This window comes from Pseudomonas sp. PS01303 (assembly GCF_029959385.1).
In the GTDB taxonomy this organism is placed as follows: Bacteria; Pseudomonadota; Gammaproteobacteria; order Pseudomonadales; family Pseudomonadaceae; genus Aquipseudomonas; species Aquipseudomonas rustica.
Window position 1 is genome coordinate 1 of the sequence record NZ_JASCPK010000130.1, and the last position, 16,663, is coordinate 16,663.

Consider the following 16,663-nt stretch of genomic DNA (forward strand, 5'->3'; position numbering starts at 1 on the left):
GCATTCCCACTATCCAGTGATCAACACAAATCCCCTGTAGGAGTGAGCCTGCTCGCGATAGCGTCGGCACATTCAACATTGATGTTGCCTGACCCACCGCTTTCGCGAGCAAGCTCTGCTCCTACAATGATTTGTGGCATTCCCACTATCCAGTGATCAACACAAATCCCCTGTAGGAGTGAGCCTGCTCGCGATAGCGTCGGCACATTCAACATTGATGTTGCCTGACCCACCGCTTTCGCGAGCAAGCTCTGCTCCTACAAGGGCATGTGCCACGCCACCTATCTTGGGCCGAGCACTCATCCCCTGTAGGAGTGAGCTTGCTCGCGAAGGCGTCGGCACATTCAACATCAATGTTGCTTGGCCCACCGCCTTCGCGAGCAAGCTCGGCTCCTACAAGGGTTGTGTGCCGCCGCAAAAATCCCTATCCCAACCCAAATCCCAGGCACAAAAAAGGGGACTTTCGTCCCCGTGCATTTGCGCAACCGGCCTCAGTAAATATCCTTCGACAACAGCGTAAACGGTGTCTTCACCAGGATCTTCAGATCCAGCCACAACGACCAACTGTTGATGTACTGCAGGTCAATCTCCACACGCTTCTGCATTTTGTCGATCGTGTCCGTCTCGCCCCGGCAACCGCTGATTTGTGCGAGCCCGGTGATCCCCGGTTTAATCCGGTGACGTGCCATGTACGCGAGGATTTTCCCCGAGTAGAAGTGGTTGTGCGCCACTGCATGTGGACGCGGCCCGACCAGTGCCATATGCCCTTGCAGCACGTTGAACAGCTGCGGCAATTCATCCAGCGAGGTGCGACGGATAAAGCGTCCAACCGCAGTAATGCGCGAGTCGTTACGGCTGGCCTGTTTCACTTCGCGGTCGTCGTGCACGCTCATCGAGCGGAATTTCCAGACCTTGATCACCTTGCCGTTCCAGCCATGACGATCCTGTTTGAAAAACACCGGCCCCGGCGAGTTGAGCTTTACCGCCAGAGCGATGATCAGCAGGATCGGGCTCAACGCGATGATCGCCAGCAACGCCACGGTTTTTTCAACCAGACTTTTGCTCAACGCAGCGGTAGGGCGACTGGTCAGCGGGCTCTCGTTCAAGTAGATCGCTGGCAAACCATCCACGACTTTCACCGAGTGATTGAGCAGCGTCAGCGCGTTCAGATCCGGCACCCACACCACATCAACGTTGGCGCCGAGCAAATCGACATACATCGCCTCGATCTGCGCCGCTTCGCACAGCGGCAGCGTGATGTACAAACGGCGGATATCGTGTGCTTCGATCAGCTCCAGCAACTGCTCCTGAGCGCCAACGACGCGCGGTGCATCCGAGGCCAGAGCGGGCAGGGTGCCGTTGCTCACCAGTCCCACCAGCGGCAGGTTTTCCGAGAGGCTGAGTTTCTTCGCCAAGCCCAGCGCCAGTTCGCCAGTGCCGACGATCAGCGTCTTGTGCTCACTTTTACGCGAGCGCTGGTAGTACTTCGAAAACGCGTGTAGCGGTGCGTACAAAAACGCCTGGCCGAGGAAGCCGTACACCGCCCAGCTCAGAATCACCTGCCGCGAAAACAACTCATCGGCCTGGCAGACAAACGCAATGCAGGCCAGCGCCGCCATGGTCATCGACCAACCCATGAACAACCGACCCAACCCGGTCAGGTAATTGTCGCGTTTGCGATAAACACCGCTAAACGTATAAGCCGGCACCGAAGCCAAAACCGCCAGGGTTGCGCACATCCGGTAATAGAACGCGACGCTTCCAGTGTGCTGTTCAGCCAGTACGAACAACAGCGTTACAACGAAGCCCTGCGCCAGCGCCCATTGGCCCCAAAAGGTCAGTCCCTTGAGGCCCGTGCTTCGATTAATACTAAGAGAAAGATCCATACGATATCCCCAAAAGACGTCCATTCAGGTTTCAACAGTTGAAATCCGAGTTGTTAAACAGGCTTATTGTTTTTGTTGTAGCGAGTGTCCTGAGGTAACAACGCCGATAGGTCGAACTGTCGTCAGTCAATAGACTAAGTTATTGGCGATAAGGGTGTCTGACGAGTTCTAACAAGATGGCACAGTGCCAACTTTTCAATGTTTAAAAGCTGATTGTTAGAAAAGGTCGAATAGCAGGGGATGAATAAAGGATGTCGTATTTGTTACTGTTGGAGGGGTGGAGGCAGGGAGTGTTAATTAAAGGAGGGAGTTGAAACCAAACAGAGTGCTCTTGTTGTTTTTGTAATCGCACTTTTATCTGTTTATCTGGTCTGGGCGGTCGGCTGTGTTTAGGCGACGACTTCCTGGATGAGGCAATAGCCACGGTTTCTGACGGCACGGAACAGTCGTTCACCCTTACTGGCCATTTTGAACTTGTCTTGCAGGCGGCTCAGGCACATCTCCAGTCCGCGATATTGCTCCGGCTCTCGGCCGATGCTCAGAATCAACTCGTCTCGACTGACAACCCGTTCTTCATGGCTGAGCATTTTTTTGACCAGTGCCGTTTCAAGTCCGGTGAGACTGATCTCGACATCGTCTTTGACCAGTGCGCCTTGATCGTTGTCCAGATGCCAGGTTTCGTTGCCAGGCGTATCGTCAGCATTGGCGGGAATTAGCTCGCCGGTTACCGATGGATTGCTCTGAAAGGGATTAGCGATTTGCGCGGCTCGCCATTCGGATTCGAGGGTGGCGATGATTTTCTGGGTGTCATATTCAATCGTGCGTGCGACGTTCTTTCGACTAACGCTTGGGTATGTGAACTCCATCACGGTCGGGGCGGAAGAGGGCGAAGCTGAACCTTCAATAAACATTTGTGCCTGAGACGTGCCAAATGAATTGAAGCGTTCACTGGACAAAATGCTTTCCAGTTCACGTTGCGACGTTGTGCTATTAGTCACGACAACAAAATATTTTCTTGGGAGGGTTGTACTAGTTTCCATGTCTCTCTCCTGAATACACACCAAAATTGGCTAAAAAGGGTCAATCGGCAGGCGAGCAATGACTTCCTCGGAAGTAATCGATAGGCAGGGTCTGGGCCCAATGATGGCCCTCGATAAGTTCCACTCGATCTGCTGCTATGTTATGGAGTTATTGTTATGGTTAGTGTTGTCGCGCTCATTCAGTCGCTTGATTTCTAATAGGCGTGCAGTACAGATAAAACGATAGCGTTGCATGGGACGATCCTTCGTACGTATGCAAAAGGGATGGCTGCCATTGAATCAGGCAGTCGATATCAGACCCCGCAGCAGGCGATAGCCATGGCCGCGGATGCTCTGAATCGCGTTGGTACCATACATGTCCTTGATTTTTCCACGCAAGCGGCTGATCGATTTCTCCAGCGCTCGAGGGTCGTAGAAATTGGGATTGAGGCCCATGATGTTGGCAATTTCATCATGGCTCAGAATGTGGTTATGAGTTTGCGCAAAGGCTTCGAGGATCTTCATTTCGGCAAACGAGATATCAAGTTTCTGGCGGGAGCCCATCAGGCAAATGCGCGTCGGGTCGAGTGTCAGATTGATATCGCGTTGCCACTCTTCACTGTTGAAGAACTCGGCAAGCAACTCGACGCTGTCCTCAGAAAGGGTATTGAGTTTGATACAAAAGTCAGCGCCGGCCAGAAAATACTTGATCTTGTTGAAGGCGCCGCGCCCAGTGATCACTGCGCAAATGATCGGTTTCAAGTTATCGCTGCGAACGCTTTGCACCAGCGCAAGATTGTCTTCGAGGGCTTGAGGGCTGTCGATGACCAGGAAAATGGCGCGATACCCAGAATAATCATTCTGCTGAAATGAACGAGTGTACGCATCGACCTCTAGTGCCATATCGCTACGCACATGCCTGGCCACCAGCGTTCTAAAATGTTCGGCCACGCCACGGGTTCGACCCAAAGTGAGAACACCGGGGTCGTCGTTTTGCGGGCGCGGACTTCTAGTCGCTAAGTTCCCAGAGAGCATCATGCATTGACTCGAATTAAGTGCTGACATCGGGATGTTAAAGCACCGGTTCTCATCTGTGACTGACAATTGGTAACATTCACGCGCTTTTTAGACGTGGCTCCCGAGTTTTCTAACAATAATTAAGCTTTTCAAGCTTTTAGTTGATTTTGTCAGATAGGTGAACTAGCGCTTAGATGGTGGCGATATGCAATGGTGCCACTATTTTGAATCGCTGGCCATCGCTTTGTTAATGTCCAATTGCCATTGTTTAGCCATCTGCATGAATGTGAGATTCATCACACTTTATTGGCTGGACTAACTTTTTGCCACTCAGCCCCTAAATATTTTCTGCGTAGTTCGTCGTCCGACGATTACTAACATGGCTTGAGTGTGACATTTCATTAGACCTATTCTTTCGGGATCAAAAGATCGCAGCCTTCGGCAGCTCCTACAGGGGAATGCATTTCAAATGTAGGAGCTGCCGAAGGCTGCGATCTTTTGATCTTTCATTTTGGCCAATTGTTTAATTGCAGATACTCAAGCCCTGAGTGTTATTACCCGGTCGCTCTCCCGAGCGCTCTGACGGAGGATTAATGGATTTCTGGACTTTTTTCCAGGTGTTGATATTAGGTGCGGTTGAAGGCCTCACCGAGTTCTTGCCCATCTCAAGTACCGGCCACCAGATCATCGTCGCCGACCTGCTCGACTTTGGTGGTGAGCGCGCCATGGCGTTCAACATTATTATTCAACTGGGTGCCATCCTCGCCGTGGTCTGGGAGTTCCGCCCGAAGATCTTCGAAATCATCAAAGGCCTGCCCACTGAGCGCAATGCACAACGCTTCACCGTCAACTTACTGATCGCCTTTCTACCCGCCGTTGTACTCGGCGTGCTGTTCGCCGACACCATCCATCATTACCTGTTTAACCCGATCACCGTCGCCGTGGCGCTGGTGGTGGGTGGCGTGGTGATGCTGTGGGCCGAACAACGCAGTCATGTGTTCAGCGTCGAGCACGTCGACGACATGCGCTGGTCTGACGCGCTCAAGGTCGGTTTCGTACAGTGCCTGGCGATGATTCCCGGCACCTCGCGTTCCGGCTCGACCATCATCGGCGGCTTGCTCTTCGGCCTGTCACGCAAAGCCGCTACCGAGTTCTCGTTCTTCCTCGCCATGCCAACCATGGTCGGCGCCGCCGTTTACTCCGGCTATAAATACCGCGACTTGTTTCAGCCCAACGACCTGCCGGTGTTCGCGCTCGGCTTCGTCACCGCGTTCATCTTCGCGATGATCGCCGTGCGCGGTCTGCTCAAGTTTATTGCCAACCACAGCTATGCCGCGTTCGCGTGGTATCGGATCGCGTTTGGTTTGCTGATTCTGGCGACTTGGGCGTTTGGTTGGGTGAACTGGACAGCGGCAGCGGCGGGGTGAAAGTCAAGCCAGGCGGATCAAACCGCCTGGTTGAAACTGGGGGAGGGCATCAACGCCCTTCAAGCAACTCGGCGGCTTGATCCAGCAACGCCAGCGGATCCTTGGCCTTGTGAATATCCACCGACAACAACTGACGGAATTTACGCGCCCCCGGGAACCCCGTGCCCAGGCCCAGCACATGTCGCGTGATGTGATGCATCGCGCCGCCGGCCGCCAAATGCTCGGCTATATAAGGACGCAATTGCGCCAACGCCTCAGCCCGACTGATCACCGGCGCCGAACTGCCGAACAACTGCTGATCCACCTCCGCCAGCACATACGGATTGTGATAAGCCTCACGCCCCAACATCACGCCGTCGAACGTCTGCAAATGCTCATGGCAAGCCTCCATCGTCTTGATCCCGCCGTTCAGCACAATCTCCAACTCCGGAAAATCCGCCTTCAACTGCGCCGCCACGTCATAACGCAACGGCGGAATGTCACGATTCTCCTTCGGTGACAACCCCTCCAGAATCGCAATCCGCGCATGCACGGTAAAACTTGTGCACCCGGCATCGCGGACGGTGCCGACGAAATCGCACAGCTCTTCGTAACTGTCGCGACCATTGATGCCGATGCGGTGCTTGACCGTGACAGGAATCGATACCGCGTCACGCATGGCCTTGACGCAATCCGCCACTAACTGTGGGTGACCCATCAGGCAGGCGCCGATCATGTTGTTCTGTACGCGATCGCTTGGGCAGCCGACGTTGAGATTTACTTCGTCGTAACCGTGCTCTTGCGCCATGCGTGCGCAGGCGGCCAGGTCGAGGGGAACACTACCGCCGAGTTGCAACGCCAAAGGATGCTCGGCTTCGTTGTGACGGAGGAAGCGTTCGTGATCGCCGTTGAGGAGAGCGCCGGTGGTGACCATTTCGGTGTAGAGCAGGGCGTTCTTCGACAGGAGGCGTAGGAAGTATCTGCAATGCCTATCGGTCCAATCCATCATCGGGGCGACGGAGAAGCGGCGGGAGAGTGGGGCAGGTGCTGCGGTGATAGGGGACATTGGCGATTCTGGATTGGGTGGGGCTGGGAGGTGGGGAGTTTATCAGTATTGTGCTATTGGGGCTGAGTCGACTCTTACGAGCGGTTGTTCGAGGTATTTGACCGGACGCGCGCGGCGATTTTTGGAAAACGATCTGACTACTTGTCTACTGATTATGTGATGAGCTGTCGACGATTTAAACGGCGATTTTGATTCCGTTTAATGGATGTTTCCCGTTGCAAGCTGTTGCCTACAACCCCTTGCGCCATCCCCTACACGTAAGACAGAATCCGCCGGCTTGTGCGTCTAGACTGCAGGTTCTATCGTCCTTAGGTCACTGAAAACCAGTGATCGGGTTTGGTAGCCCGCTTCGTGTCTAGATGCATTGCATCACCTGATTCAGTCGCTGTCCCAGGACTCGGATTTCATGGTGGTCATGCGTGGGGCCCATTCGTGGGCGCCGGGTTCTAGTGCGACCGGTCTACCAACCCGCGTATGGCCGCCACCCTTCGTTTGGTAGCGAGGGTGATGGCTTCTTTTAGTAATCGCGCTAGAGGTTCCATCGATGATCAAACCAACACCAAATCCACCCCCAACCGATCCCGCATCCCCCTACGAATCCCTCGATTCAAAAAAACTACACGAAGCCGCCGAACGCGCGCTTGATCATTACCTGTTGCCCGCCGACCGCATCATGGCCAGTACCAACCAACCTGAGCGCATGTACCTCGCCAATCCGAAGTACGACACCGAATCCCTGTTGGCGAACGCCAGTGAAACGTTGGGCTCAGCCTCTGAAATGCTCATCAACTTTGCCGCTGCGCTAGGTTCCTCGCATCGCAAAACCGCGCTGGGTATTGCGCAGGTGGTGATGTTAGGGGAGTTGGCGGTGAATCAGGCGTTGGATAACGTTGAAGTGAAGGTGTAAAGCACATCCCTCTGTGGCGACGGGGTTCCGGTGCCACAGAGGGAGTCAGTTCGATTGTTTGAGGTGAGCGGAAAGCTCTTCCCAGGCTTCTCTATAGCTATATCGCAACCGGGCGGTGTGCAACTTATGCAGTTGTCGCCGAATCCAGTTGTTCTTGTTTGCGAGCAGCATCTGTTCGATGTCCCGGTTTAACGAGTCGGGTTCGAAACCTGTCCAGATTGGCGGAAGTACGCATTCCAGATTCCCGGCGCAGACAACGGCAACTTCCGAATATAAAATCTCTTTGATCTGTTCCGGATCGTAGCCTTCGACTTGTCTGGCGATGTAGGCAAATTCAACTGCGGTGTCGACAAAGATCCACGACAACGCCTCTCTGATTTTGTATAGATCGTCCGGGCTCAGTTCACGTTTCAAAATCCGGCTCCCGGCGTTAAACGGCGCTGATTCGGTCAATCACCGGCGCCAGCGCTGGACGCTTGTTTTGCCATTCCTCTTTGGTGATTCCCAGCAGGACAACGTCGATCCGAGCGCCATCGCGCAGGATGTTCTGTCGCCGAACACCTTCCACCTCAAAGCCGAACTTCTGATGCATCTTCACCACCGCCGAGTTCATCGCCAGCACTTCGCAATTCAGCTTCTCCAGACCTGCGACACCAAATGCGTAATCGAGCATCCAGAACTCCACCACACTGCCCAGCCCTTTACCCTGCAATCCGACATCCAGATAAAACGCCCAATCCGCTGTTTTCTGCAGATCATTGATCGCGTTCAACGAAACAACCCCAACCGCTTGCTCATCCTTGATCACCACAAACACTTGCTGCCGCGCGTTGCCCTGCAATGAGGCCAACCAATTGGCATGTTCCTGTTCGCTGATTTCGTGCGAGGTGTACATGTATTTGCGCACGTCCGGCTGGTTGCGCAGGGTGCGGACATCGGCCTGAATGGCGGGGCTGGCGTCGGTGAGGAGGAGGAATTGCATGGGGATGTCCTTGTCGGGCGGAGGGTCGATTCTGAACCGCTGCTGTCGATCGGCAAAGTTTCATGTAAATGCGTGCGGGGCGGGCCTAGGATGTTGGCACAAGATCGTCGTTTTTCATCCCGAGGGGAATCGTGCCATGCGCCTGAATGTTGCCAAAGTGCTGTTGGTTGCCGCTGTTGTGTCGGTTCTGAGTGCTTGTTCGGGGGCGGGTGGGTTGACCACGACCAGTTGTTTTTCTACTGATTGTCAGTCGCCGGATGGGCGCAATAATGCGACGACGTTGAAGTTTGGCGGGAACAGTATTGGCAGTAGTTTGAATCAGTACAGTTCCGGGATGTTGCATGAGGATTGATGGGGGAACACATAACTTGTGGTGAAGAATTTATACCCGATGGACTGCAAAGCAGTCCCAGACTTCTTTGACATAAGAAGCAGGGGCCGCTTCGCGACCCATCGGGGATAAATCCCCTCGCCACAGGGTTTTGTGTGAGACACAAGATCATGTGTGAGGCACAGGGTTAGTGTCAGGCATCAATAATCATTGCGGTACGGCGATCCATTCGCTCAGGGTTTGCTGGTATTTGCCGGTGGCTTTGCTCAGGTGCAGCCATTGATCGACATACTGTTTCCAGCTGATGTCATCGCGTGGCAGTAAATAAGCCTTCTCGCCGTACTGCATATATTGATGCGGATTCACTGCGCACAGCCCCGGTTTGAGTTTCTGTTGATACAGCGCTTCCGAGGCGTCGGTGATCATCACGTCGGCCTTGTTGTCGAGCAGTTGCTGGAAGATCGTCACGTTGTCGTGCAACGCCAGTTGCGCCTTGGGCAGGAAGGCGTGAACGAAAGCTTCGTTGGTGCCGCCGGCGGGTTCGACGAGGCGCACGTTGGGCTGGTTGATCTGTTCGACCGTTTGGTACTTGCTCACCTCCGCGCAGCGCACCAACGGGATCTTGCCGTCGGTGTCAAGGGTGTTGCTGAAGTAGGCTTTTTTCTGCCGCTCAAGCGTTACCGAGATGCCGCCCATGCCGATGTCGCATTTGCCGGCCTGCATGTCGGGCATCAGGGTTTTCCAGGTGGTCTGCACCCATTCAACTTTGACGCCGAGGCTGTCGGCCAGCGAGCGGGCCATGGCGATGTCGATGCCTTCGAAGTCGCCGTCAGGGCGTTTGAACGTGTAGGGCTTGTAGTCGCCGGTGGTGCAGACGCGCAACTGGCCTTGTTGCTGGATGCTGTCGAGGTGCGAAGGGGACGGCTCGGCTTGAGCGCCGGCGGCCAGGCTCAGCATGCTGCAGAAGATCATCGTGCTTTTTATGGTTTTCATACTTGAAGGACTTCTGTGCTGGGAACTGCCCAGAAGTGTAACCAAGCTTTATCGGCCTGGGCACCCATGACACCTTGAGTTGAAAAAGCGACCCGGCGGATCGCCTTCCGGACTGACACAGATATCCTTCAGCGCGTTTTATATTTTGCTGGAAGTCGAGATCTGTTGAATAACAAACTTCTGAAAACCTTCCTCGGACATTTTTTCTGCCACCTGTTCATCCGGGAATCTGTGCCAGTTGAAACCTTCTTTTTTAGCGAAGGAACGGTGCCATTTTTGAATTTCGGTTCCTTCGCGCACTGAGCGTGAAGCAGAGTTCTCCGAGTTGTCGCGGTTCTTTATTTGGAGGATCGTCCAGCTGTTAGAGCCATCGTCCGAACGCTTGATGAAGTCGGCTTTTTTAGTGGTGTATCCGGAGCATTGAACCCACCCGGCGGGTTCAGCATTTTCGGCTATGTAGTCTTCGAGCAGGTCGCCGGTCAGGTTTTCAGCACCCATTGCCAGTGAATGGGCCGCTTGCATTTGTTGTAACTGGTCTGCTGAGTAGTTTCCATGTGAGCCCAGAATCACCGAAATAATAGGATCCTGAATGGTTTGCGGCGGTTTCAATTGTTTGGTGGCGCGGCCATCGGAGAACCTTTGAGCCAGTTTCTCAATGTAAGCCGAACTGCCAAGAGGAGCGGCTTTGGTAGCTTTGGGAGCGAATTCGGGATTAGTGGACAGAAAATCAATCACGGTGGTGTACGGATCCACCAGATCCGGATTGATCTCCTCCATGGCAGAGCGGGCAATTTCCAAGGCGTTATCTGGGAACGACATTCGATGCGACTACATTGGCTGAAGTTGGACGATTGATATCACCTTGATGGCTCGCTGTAAATTGCACGAAGGGTTACGTAACCCCACGTACACCATGAACTGTAGCGCGCTGTTGATAAGCTCTTCCCTTGATTTACTTCAGTCCGTTGCCGAAAAAAGGGTGATTCTCAATGTGCGCATGTAAGACCTCGGTATCGTTTTTTAAGGAGTTTTAAAACCACATCCGCACGCCAATCACCAGGCGCGCTTCACTGCGATCCTCGCCATCTTCGCGGGCGTAATCGGCGGTGTTGCCATACGTGCGGTTCCACGTCACACCGATGTATGGGGCGAATTCGCGGCGGATTTCATAGCGCAAACGCAGGCCGGCTTCGCTGTTGGAGAGGCCGGATCCGATGCCGCGTTGCGGGTCGTTTTTGCCGTAGACGTTGAGTTCGGCCGTCGGCTGCAGGATCAGTCGATTGGTCAGCAGGATGTCGTAGTCGCCTTCAAACCGAATCGCGCTCTGGCCACTTTCGCCGACAAACGCCGTGGCTTCGGCCTCGAAGTTGTACAGCGCCATGCCCTGCAAACCGAACGCCGCCCACGTCTGTGGCGCGCCGGATTTGAAGTCCTGGCGCACGCCGCTGACCACGTCCCACCACGGCGAAATCGCGTGGCCCCACAGCGCCTGAATCTCCGCGTCTTCGGTCTTGCCGTTGCTGCGTTCGCCTTCGGAGCGCAGCCACAAGCGGTCGATGTCGACGCCGATCCAGCCTGATAAATCCCAGGCCAACGCGTTGCCGTCATCGGCGTTCTGCCATTCAAGTTTGTCGGCGAGGAAGTAGCTGTTGATCGCGCTGTCGTGCACCTGATGGCCGACGGGGCTGGTGAAAACAGCGACGCGGTCGGCGTCGGTCAGAGGCGGGATCGGCGTGCGACTTTCGCTCGGCGCGGCGGGCTGCATCATGCCGTCGTCCATGCCTGACATCGTCGAGTGATCCATGCCGGACATCTGGCGGTGATCCATGCCCTGCATGTCGCTGGCAGCCATCGCCGAACTACCGACGAGCAGCAAAGTAAATGCCGTGAATCGAGTCATGTTCGGCCCCTTCATTCTTCCACCCGCACTTCGCGGAACATGCCCATTTCCATGTGGTAGAGGAGATGGCAGTGATAGGCCCAGCGGCCAAGCGCATCGGCGGTTACGCGGTAACTGCGGCGCGTGCCGGGCGGCATGTCGATGGTGTGTTTGCGCACCTGGAAGTCGCCGTTTTCGTCTTCCAGATCGCTCCACATGCCGTGCAGGTGAATGGGGTGGGTCATCATCGTGTCGTTGACCAGCACAAGCCGAATGCGCTCGCCGTATTTCAGGCGCAAGGGCTCGGCATCGGAGAATTTGATCCCGTTGAACGACCAGGCGAATTTCTCCATGTGGCCGGTGAGGTGCAACTCGACGGTGCGGCTCGGGTCGCGGCCGTCCGGGTCTGCGAAGGTGCTGCGCAGGTCGGCGTAGGTCAGCACGCGGCGACTGTTGTTGCGCAAACCGAGGCCGGGATCGTTGAGTTTCGGCGCGGTGGTCATGGCTTGCATGTCCACCAGCGGATTGTTTTTTTCGCTGTCGGGATGCGTCTGCATCGAACCCATCGCTGAGTGATCCATGGCGCTCATGTCCATTGAACCGTGATCCATGCCGCCCATGCCGCCCATGCCCATGTCGTCCATGCTCACCAACGGGCGCGGATCCAGCGCGGGCACCGCCGCCGAGAGTCCGGGGCGGGTGGCGAGGGTGCCGCGGGCATAGCCCGTGCGATCCATGGCCTGCGCGAACAGGGTGTAGACCTCGGCGTCGGGCTCAACGATGACGTCATAGGTTTCCGCCACGGCGATGCGCAATTCGTCGACGCCGACCGGTTTGACGTGCAAGCCATCCGCTGCGACCACGGTCATTTTCAGCCCCGGAATGCGCACGTCGAAGTAAGTCATGGCCGAGCCGTTGATCAGGCGCAGACGTAGTTTTTCGCCGGGGCGAAACAGTCCGATCCAGTTGGAATCGGGCGCGTGGCCATTCATCAGGAAGGTGTACGTGGCGCCACTGACGTCGGCGATGTCAGTGGGATTCATGTTCATTTCCGCCCACATCTTGCGATCGGCGACGGTCGCGCCCCAGCCTTTTTCGCTGACGTCGTTGATGAAGTCGCCGACCGTGCGTTTGTGGAAGTTGTAGTAGTCGGATTGTTTTTTCAGGGTATTCATCAGGCTGGCCGGGTCTTCGTCGCTCCAGTCGCTGAGCATTACTACGAAGTCGCGATCGTACTGGAACGGCTCCGGCTGTTTCGCGTCGATCACCAGCGGGCCGTAGACGCCGGCCTGTTCCTGGAGACCGGAATGGCTGTGATACCAATAAGTGCCGTTTTGCCGCACCTTGAATTGATAGACGTACACGCCACCCGGTTCGATGCCGTGAAAACTCAGGCCGGGCACGCCATCCATGTTCGCCGGCAACAAAATGCCGTGCCAGTGAATCGAAGTACTGTCCTTGAGCCGGTTGCGCACGCGCAGCGTCACGGTGTCGCCTTCACGCCAACGCAACAACGGGCCGGGCAGACTGCCGTTGATGGTCATCGCAGTGCGCGGACTGCCAGTGAAGTTGACCGGGGTTTCGCCGATGAACAGCTCGAACTCGCTGCCGTTCAGCTCATTGATCTGCCCGGGGCCATTCAGCGCCCAGACCGGCGCTCGCCACAGGCCGAGGCCGCCGAGCAAACCGCCGGCTGCGAGGCCTTTGACGAAGGTGCGTCTTGAAGTGTTGGATGGCATGCGCTGGAAGTCCCCGTTTGACACATGACGGGGAGGCTAACCAGCGCTGGCTTTCAGTTGGCTGAGGGCGGGATTACAGTTTTGACAGGTTGGGCGTTCGCTTCAAAGCCCCAGACCTTCCTGCACCACCAACAACAAATTGTTCTCGGTCAACGCAATCGCATCCAGCTGTTGCCCGGTTTCGATCGACTGCATCCACCAATGGCTTTCGCCGTGTTCATCGACAGTGCGCAGCAGAAAAGTGTCTCTGCCCGGCACGAGGATCTGAACCCGGCCGGCACCATCCTCAGTAAACCGCGCAATCGGATCAAACGTAAGGCTGTGCTCATTACCTTCGATCACCAATTGATCCACCGCGTAATCATGGCTTTCGCCATCCGGGGAGGTTTCACACACGTGGGTCGGGTTGCGCCGGATCTTCAATCCGACTTCCGCCACGGGTTGCAACCACGCCTCGATGCGGTGGTACAGGCTGTCCACTTGTTTGGCCCAGCAATCGATCTCCAGCGTCGCGTCCGCTTGGGTGTGCCGGGTTTGCTTGAGCTTCGCGGCGAGTTCGTCTGCTTTACTCATTTCGGTTCCCTTGGTTTGATGTCTGCCTGTTAATCGTAGACCTTGCGGCGGCGTACGGCCTTGCCTTGCGTCATGCGCCGGCGCTGTCAGCGTGCCTCATTCCATACAAATCACGTCAGGTCAGCATCGAAAACCACGGGCGCAGGCGTCTCAGGGAGCGGGTACATGAAAAAGCTGTTTACAATTTTCGCGCTGATCGTGCTGACGGCCGGTAGCATCGGGCTAATGTCGTCGCGCCAGTCGCCGAGCCACAAGGAGCGGCCGGAAGCGGGGGCGGGGGCGTTCGATTATTACTTGCTGACGCTGTCCTGGTCGCCGACGTTTTGCTTGACGCACAAGGACGACGCGCAGTGTTCGGGCAAGGGTTATGGCTTTGTTTTGCACGGTTTGTGGCCACAGTATGCGCAGGGCGGCTGGCCGCAATCGTGTCCGCCGCTGAGCAAGCTTTCGGCTGAACAACGTAGCAAAGGCCTGACGTTGTTCCCGACGCAGAAGTTGCTTTATCACGAATGGCGCAAGCACGGCACGTGCAGCGGGCTCGGTGCGACGGGCTATCTCGATGCGGCGGACAAAGCGCTGGCGGCGGTGAACATTCCTGAGCAGCTTCAGCCGTTTGGTGATTCCTATTACTTCAAGGCGCAGGAGATCGCTGATCTGTTCCGTAAAAGCAATCCGAAGATTCCGGCTGATGGCATTGCGGTGATTTGCAGCGGGCCGGAGTTGTCGGAGGTGCGTGTTTGTCTGGATAAGGATTTGCGCTTTGCGGCGTGTGGCAAGGGTGTGAGGACGCAGTGTCGGAAGGGGGATATTCGGGTGCCGCCGAAGCGTTGAACTCATCCGAAATCTATCAGGCAAAGATCAAACCTGTGGCGAGGGAGCTTGCTCCCGCTTGAGTGCTCAGCGCTCATGAGATTTTTGGGGCAGCTGCGCAGCCCATCGGGGATAAATCCCCTCGCCACGGGGATTTGTGTGATGTCTGGCGCTTCAGAATGGATTAACCGTAAAGAAGCAATCGAAAATAAATCTGCCAACAGCGATCATCCTAATTCGCGGCGCGCCGATACAACGGGGCGGGATCGTGGCGTTTGCCCCGAGCACCCCGGTGGACTACGCTCAGACCGTAAGGGTTTCGGGCCTACGCCCTTGTCGTACCTGCCCAGGACACGCTTTTGCCTATTCCCATTCACGATCCGCAACAGGCTCCCGGCGCGCTGAAGCGCCTGCCACTGCGTAAAGCGGCTGTGCTGTTTATCGTTGCGGTGTGCCTGTGTCTGTTCGGCTTGCTCTACCTGCAACTGGAGCAGTCGCGTCGTCAGGATCTGGCCGTGGCGAAAGTGGCATCGAGCAACCTGACCCGGGCGATGGCGCAACAGGCCGAGGACACGTTTCACTCCGCCGATCTGGTGATGACCAGTCTGGTCGACTGGATTGAGGACGACGGCTACGGCGCGACGCAGAAGCCGCGTTTGCAGAAAACCTTCGCCCGGCGCGTGCAGCAGATGGAGCAGTTGCACGGCATCTTTTTCTTCGACAAACAGGGCCAGTGGATCATCACTTCGTTCGCCGATTTGCCCCGTGGCAACGGCGTGGCCGATCGCGATTACTTCAAGTTTCATCAGCAGAATGAATCGACGCTGGCGCACATCGGCCCGGCGATTCGCAGCCGTGAGAACGGCGAATGGATCATCCCGATCTCGAAACGCGTCAATGACCACGCCGGCAGTTTTCAGGACGTGCTGATGGCCGGCATCAAGATGGCGTACTTCGATCAGTTCTTCAAAAGCTTCAGCCTCGACGACAACGGCATCATGTTTCTGGGCCTGACGGACGGCACGTTGTTGGCGCGCCGACCGTTTGAAGAAAACCTCATTGGTACGTCGCTGGCGCAAGGGCGGATTTATCAGAAGTTGCTGCCGGAAGCCCAGTCCGGCACGGCGATGATCAGGTCGGTGGTCGATGACGTCGTGCGTTTGTATGGCTATCGGCAACTGGGGTCGTATCCATTGGTGGTCGCGGCGGCGGCGTCGCGCGACACGATTCTCAAGGGTTGGTATGAGCGCGCGTTTCAGTCTAGCGTGATCATTGCGCTGGTGATTCTGGGCGTCGGGCTGTTCGGCTGGGTGTTCATCCATCAGGTGCGCAACGGCGAGCGCATCGAGAAAAATCTGCGCCGGGCTCAGCTAGCGCTGGAGCAGATTGCGACCCACGACAGCCTGACCGGACTGGCCAATCGGCGCTTGTTCGAACGTTCGCTGGAAATTGAGTTTGCCCGTGGCGCGCGGCAGGTGAGTCCGGTGAGCCTGATCATGCTCGATATCGATTTCTTCAAGCGTTACAACGATGCTTACGGCCATGTCGCCGGTGATCATTGCCTGATGCAAGTGGCGCAAGTGGTCAAGACCTGCTGCCAGCGCAAGGCGGATCTGGCGGTGCGTTATGGCGGGGAAGAGTTTGCGGTATTGCTGCCGGACACCGACATCAACGGCGCGTTGGCGATTGCCGGACAGATTCGCCGCAGCGTGATCGATAAACACATCATCCACAGCGGCTCGCCCACCGGGTATCTGACGGTGAGCCTGGGTTGCTATGCGTTTATTCCTAGCGGCAATGACAGTCTGGAAACGTTCATCCACCGCGCTGATGCGGCGTTGTATCAAGCGAAAAATGCCGGGCGCAATCGCGCGGCGGTGTTATCGCTGGACGGCGGAATCGCCGAACTGATGCGCTCCGATCGCTAATCCAGAATCCAACACAAAACCTGTGGGAGCGAGCCTGCTCGCGAAAGCGGTGTGTCAGGTGAAAATTGTTTATCTGACACGACGCCTTCGCGAGCAGGCTAGCTCCCACAGGGGTGTTGCGTTGATT

General features: G+C 56.0%; 16 protein-coding genes. 5 read left to right on the forward strand and 11 right to left on the reverse strand.

The genetic code is table 11. The annotated features are described in order from the left end of the window. Positions 1 to 491: 491 nt before the first annotated feature. The 3 genes from QMX93_RS24485 to QMX93_RS24495 form a co-directional block, all read right to left on the reverse strand. The gene (locus QMX93_RS24485; RefSeq protein WP_053122004.1) at positions 492 to 1,886 is read right to left on the reverse strand and encodes an undecaprenyl-phosphate glucose phosphotransferase; all 1,395 of its coding nucleotides are present in this window, start codon (positions 1,884 to 1,886) and stop codon (positions 492 to 494) included. A 389-nt stretch (positions 1,887 to 2,275) separates the two neighbouring features. Further along, the gene (locus QMX93_RS24490; RefSeq protein WP_212545649.1) at positions 2,276 to 2,926 is read right to left on the reverse strand and encodes a helix-turn-helix domain-containing protein; all 651 of its coding nucleotides are present in this window, start codon (positions 2,924 to 2,926) and stop codon (positions 2,276 to 2,278) included. Between the two features lie 279 nt (positions 2,927 to 3,205). Then, positions 3,206 to 3,943, reverse strand: coding sequence for a winged helix-turn-helix domain-containing protein (locus tag QMX93_RS24495; RefSeq protein WP_053122001.1), 738 nt, complete (start codon positions 3,941 to 3,943; stop codon positions 3,206 to 3,208). A gap of 572 nt (positions 3,944 to 4,515) precedes the next feature. On the opposite strand from QMX93_RS24495, the gene QMX93_RS24500 reads away from it, so the two are divergent. After that, positions 4,516 to 5,349: an undecaprenyl-diphosphate phosphatase gene (locus tag QMX93_RS24500; RefSeq protein WP_282358254.1), complete on the forward strand. Its 834-nt coding sequence runs from the start codon at positions 4,516 to 4,518 to the stop codon at positions 5,347 to 5,349. Between the two features lie 49 nt (positions 5,350 to 5,398). On the opposite strand, the gene dusA is transcribed toward QMX93_RS24500, so the two are convergent. Continuing rightward, positions 5,399 to 6,394 carry a tRNA dihydrouridine(20/20a) synthase DusA gene (gene dusA, locus QMX93_RS24505; protein ID WP_282358255.1) on the reverse strand — a complete coding sequence of 332 codons (996 nt, stop codon included), beginning with the start codon at positions 6,392 to 6,394 and terminating at the stop codon, positions 5,399 to 5,401. Positions 6,395 to 6,938: 544 nt separating this feature from the next. Here dusA and QMX93_RS24510 point away from each other — a divergent pair. Further along, a complete protein-coding gene (locus QMX93_RS24510) occupies positions 6,939 to 7,301 on the forward strand; it encodes a DUF6124 family protein (protein ID WP_282358256.1) in 363 nt (120 codons plus the stop codon). 45 nt (positions 7,302 to 7,346) lie between these two features. Here the strand turns inward: QMX93_RS24510 and QMX93_RS24515 are convergent, their stop codons facing one another. After that, positions 7,347 to 7,715, reverse strand: a complete 369-nt coding sequence (locus QMX93_RS24515; RefSeq protein ID WP_282358257.1) for a hypothetical protein — start codon at positions 7,713 to 7,715, stop codon at positions 7,347 to 7,349. A gap of 16 nt (positions 7,716 to 7,731) precedes the next feature. Next, the gene (pseH, locus tag QMX93_RS24520; RefSeq protein WP_282358258.1) at positions 7,732 to 8,283 is read right to left on the reverse strand and encodes a UDP-4-amino-4,6-dideoxy-N-acetyl-beta-L-altrosamine N-acetyltransferase; all 552 of its coding nucleotides are present in this window, start codon (positions 8,281 to 8,283) and stop codon (positions 7,732 to 7,734) included. 136 nt (positions 8,284 to 8,419) lie between these two features. Here pseH and QMX93_RS24525 point away from each other — a divergent pair, with 136 nt between their 5' ends. Beyond that, positions 8,420 to 8,635: a hypothetical protein gene (locus tag QMX93_RS24525; RefSeq protein ID WP_082341465.1), complete on the forward strand. Its 216-nt coding sequence runs from the start codon at positions 8,420 to 8,422 to the stop codon at positions 8,633 to 8,635. A 186-nt stretch (positions 8,636 to 8,821) separates the two neighbouring features. Here the strand turns inward: QMX93_RS24525 and QMX93_RS24530 are convergent, their stop codons facing one another. From QMX93_RS24530 to QMX93_RS24550, 5 genes are all read right to left on the reverse strand, one after another. Further along, entirely contained in the window at positions 8,822 to 9,607 is a 786-nt protein-coding gene (locus tag QMX93_RS24530) for a transporter substrate-binding domain-containing protein (RefSeq protein ID WP_282358259.1), read from the reverse strand. Between the two features lie 138 nt (positions 9,608 to 9,745). Then, complete coding sequence (locus QMX93_RS24535; RefSeq protein ID WP_282358260.1) at positions 9,746 to 10,426, reverse strand: SinI family restriction endonuclease; 681 nt, start codon at positions 10,424 to 10,426, stop codon at positions 9,746 to 9,748. A 211-nt stretch (positions 10,427 to 10,637) separates the two neighbouring features. Further along, positions 10,638 to 11,507, reverse strand: a complete 870-nt coding sequence (locus QMX93_RS24540; protein ID WP_282358261.1) for a copper resistance protein B — start codon at positions 11,505 to 11,507, stop codon at positions 10,638 to 10,640. An 11-nt stretch (positions 11,508 to 11,518) separates the two neighbouring features. Further along, on the reverse strand, positions 11,519 to 13,225 hold the full coding sequence (locus QMX93_RS24545; protein ID WP_282358262.1) for a copper resistance system multicopper oxidase: 1,707 nt from the start codon (positions 13,223 to 13,225) through the stop codon (positions 11,519 to 11,521). A gap of 102 nt (positions 13,226 to 13,327) precedes the next feature. After that, complete coding sequence (locus QMX93_RS24550) at positions 13,328 to 13,798, reverse strand: hypothetical protein (protein WP_159815491.1); 471 nt, start codon at positions 13,796 to 13,798, stop codon at positions 13,328 to 13,330. A gap of 165 nt (positions 13,799 to 13,963) precedes the next feature. Here QMX93_RS24550 and QMX93_RS24555 point away from each other — a divergent pair, with 165 nt between their 5' ends. After that, positions 13,964 to 14,629, forward strand: a complete 666-nt coding sequence (locus tag QMX93_RS24555; RefSeq protein ID WP_282358263.1) for a ribonuclease T2 — start codon at positions 13,964 to 13,966, stop codon at positions 14,627 to 14,629. A gap of 338 nt (positions 14,630 to 14,967) precedes the next feature. Next, positions 14,968 to 16,536: a sensor domain-containing diguanylate cyclase gene (locus QMX93_RS24560; protein WP_282358264.1), complete on the forward strand. Its 1,569-nt coding sequence runs from the start codon at positions 14,968 to 14,970 to the stop codon at positions 16,534 to 16,536. Positions 16,537 to 16,663: the final 127 nt, after the last annotated feature.

Bases quoted from the DNA above. Each gene is read 5' to 3' on its own strand.
- QMX93_RS24495 (WP_053122001.1), bottom strand. From the start codon at position 3,943: ATGATGCTCTCTGGGAACTTAGCGACTAGAAGTCCGCGCCCGCAAAAC.
- QMX93_RS24525 (WP_082341465.1), top strand. From the start codon at position 8,420: ATGCGCCTGAATGTTGCCAAAGTGCTGTTGGTTGCCGCTGTTGTGTCG.
- QMX93_RS24555 (WP_282358263.1), top strand. From the start codon at position 13,964: ATGAAAAAGCTGTTTACAATTTTCGCGCTGATCGTGCTGACGGCCGGT.
- QMX93_RS24500 (WP_282358254.1), top strand. From the start codon at position 4,516: ATGGATTTCTGGACTTTTTTCCAGGTGTTGATATTAGGTGCGGTTGAA.
- QMX93_RS24540 (WP_282358261.1), bottom strand. From the start codon at position 11,507: ATGACTCGATTCACGGCATTTACTTTGCTGCTCGTCGGTAGTTCGGCG.
- QMX93_RS24510 (WP_282358256.1), top strand. From the start codon at position 6,939: ATGATCAAACCAACACCAAATCCACCCCCAACCGATCCCGCATCCCCC.
- QMX93_RS24535 (WP_282358260.1), bottom strand. From the start codon at position 10,426: ATGTCGTTCCCAGATAACGCCTTGGAAATTGCCCGCTCTGCCATGGAG.
- QMX93_RS24485 (WP_053122004.1), bottom strand. From the start codon at position 1,886: ATGGATCTTTCTCTTAGTATTAATCGAAGCACGGGCCTCAAGGGACTG.
- QMX93_RS24545 (WP_282358262.1), bottom strand. From the start codon at position 13,225: ATGCCATCCAACACTTCAAGACGCACCTTCGTCAAAGGCCTCGCAGCC.
- pseH (WP_282358258.1), bottom strand. From the start codon at position 8,283: ATGCAATTCCTCCTCCTCACCGACGCCAGCCCCGCCATTCAGGCCGAT.
- QMX93_RS24490 (WP_212545649.1), bottom strand. From the start codon at position 2,926: ATGGAAACTAGTACAACCCTCCCAAGAAAATATTTTGTTGTCGTGACT.
- dusA (WP_282358255.1), bottom strand. From the start codon at position 6,394: ATGTCCCCTATCACCGCAGCACCTGCCCCACTCTCCCGCCGCTTCTCC.
- QMX93_RS24550 (WP_159815491.1), bottom strand. From the start codon at position 13,798: ATGAGTAAAGCAGACGAACTCGCCGCGAAGCTCAAGCAAACCCGGCAC.
- QMX93_RS24530 (WP_282358259.1), bottom strand. From the start codon at position 9,607: ATGAAAACCATAAAAAGCACGATGATCTTCTGCAGCATGCTGAGCCTG.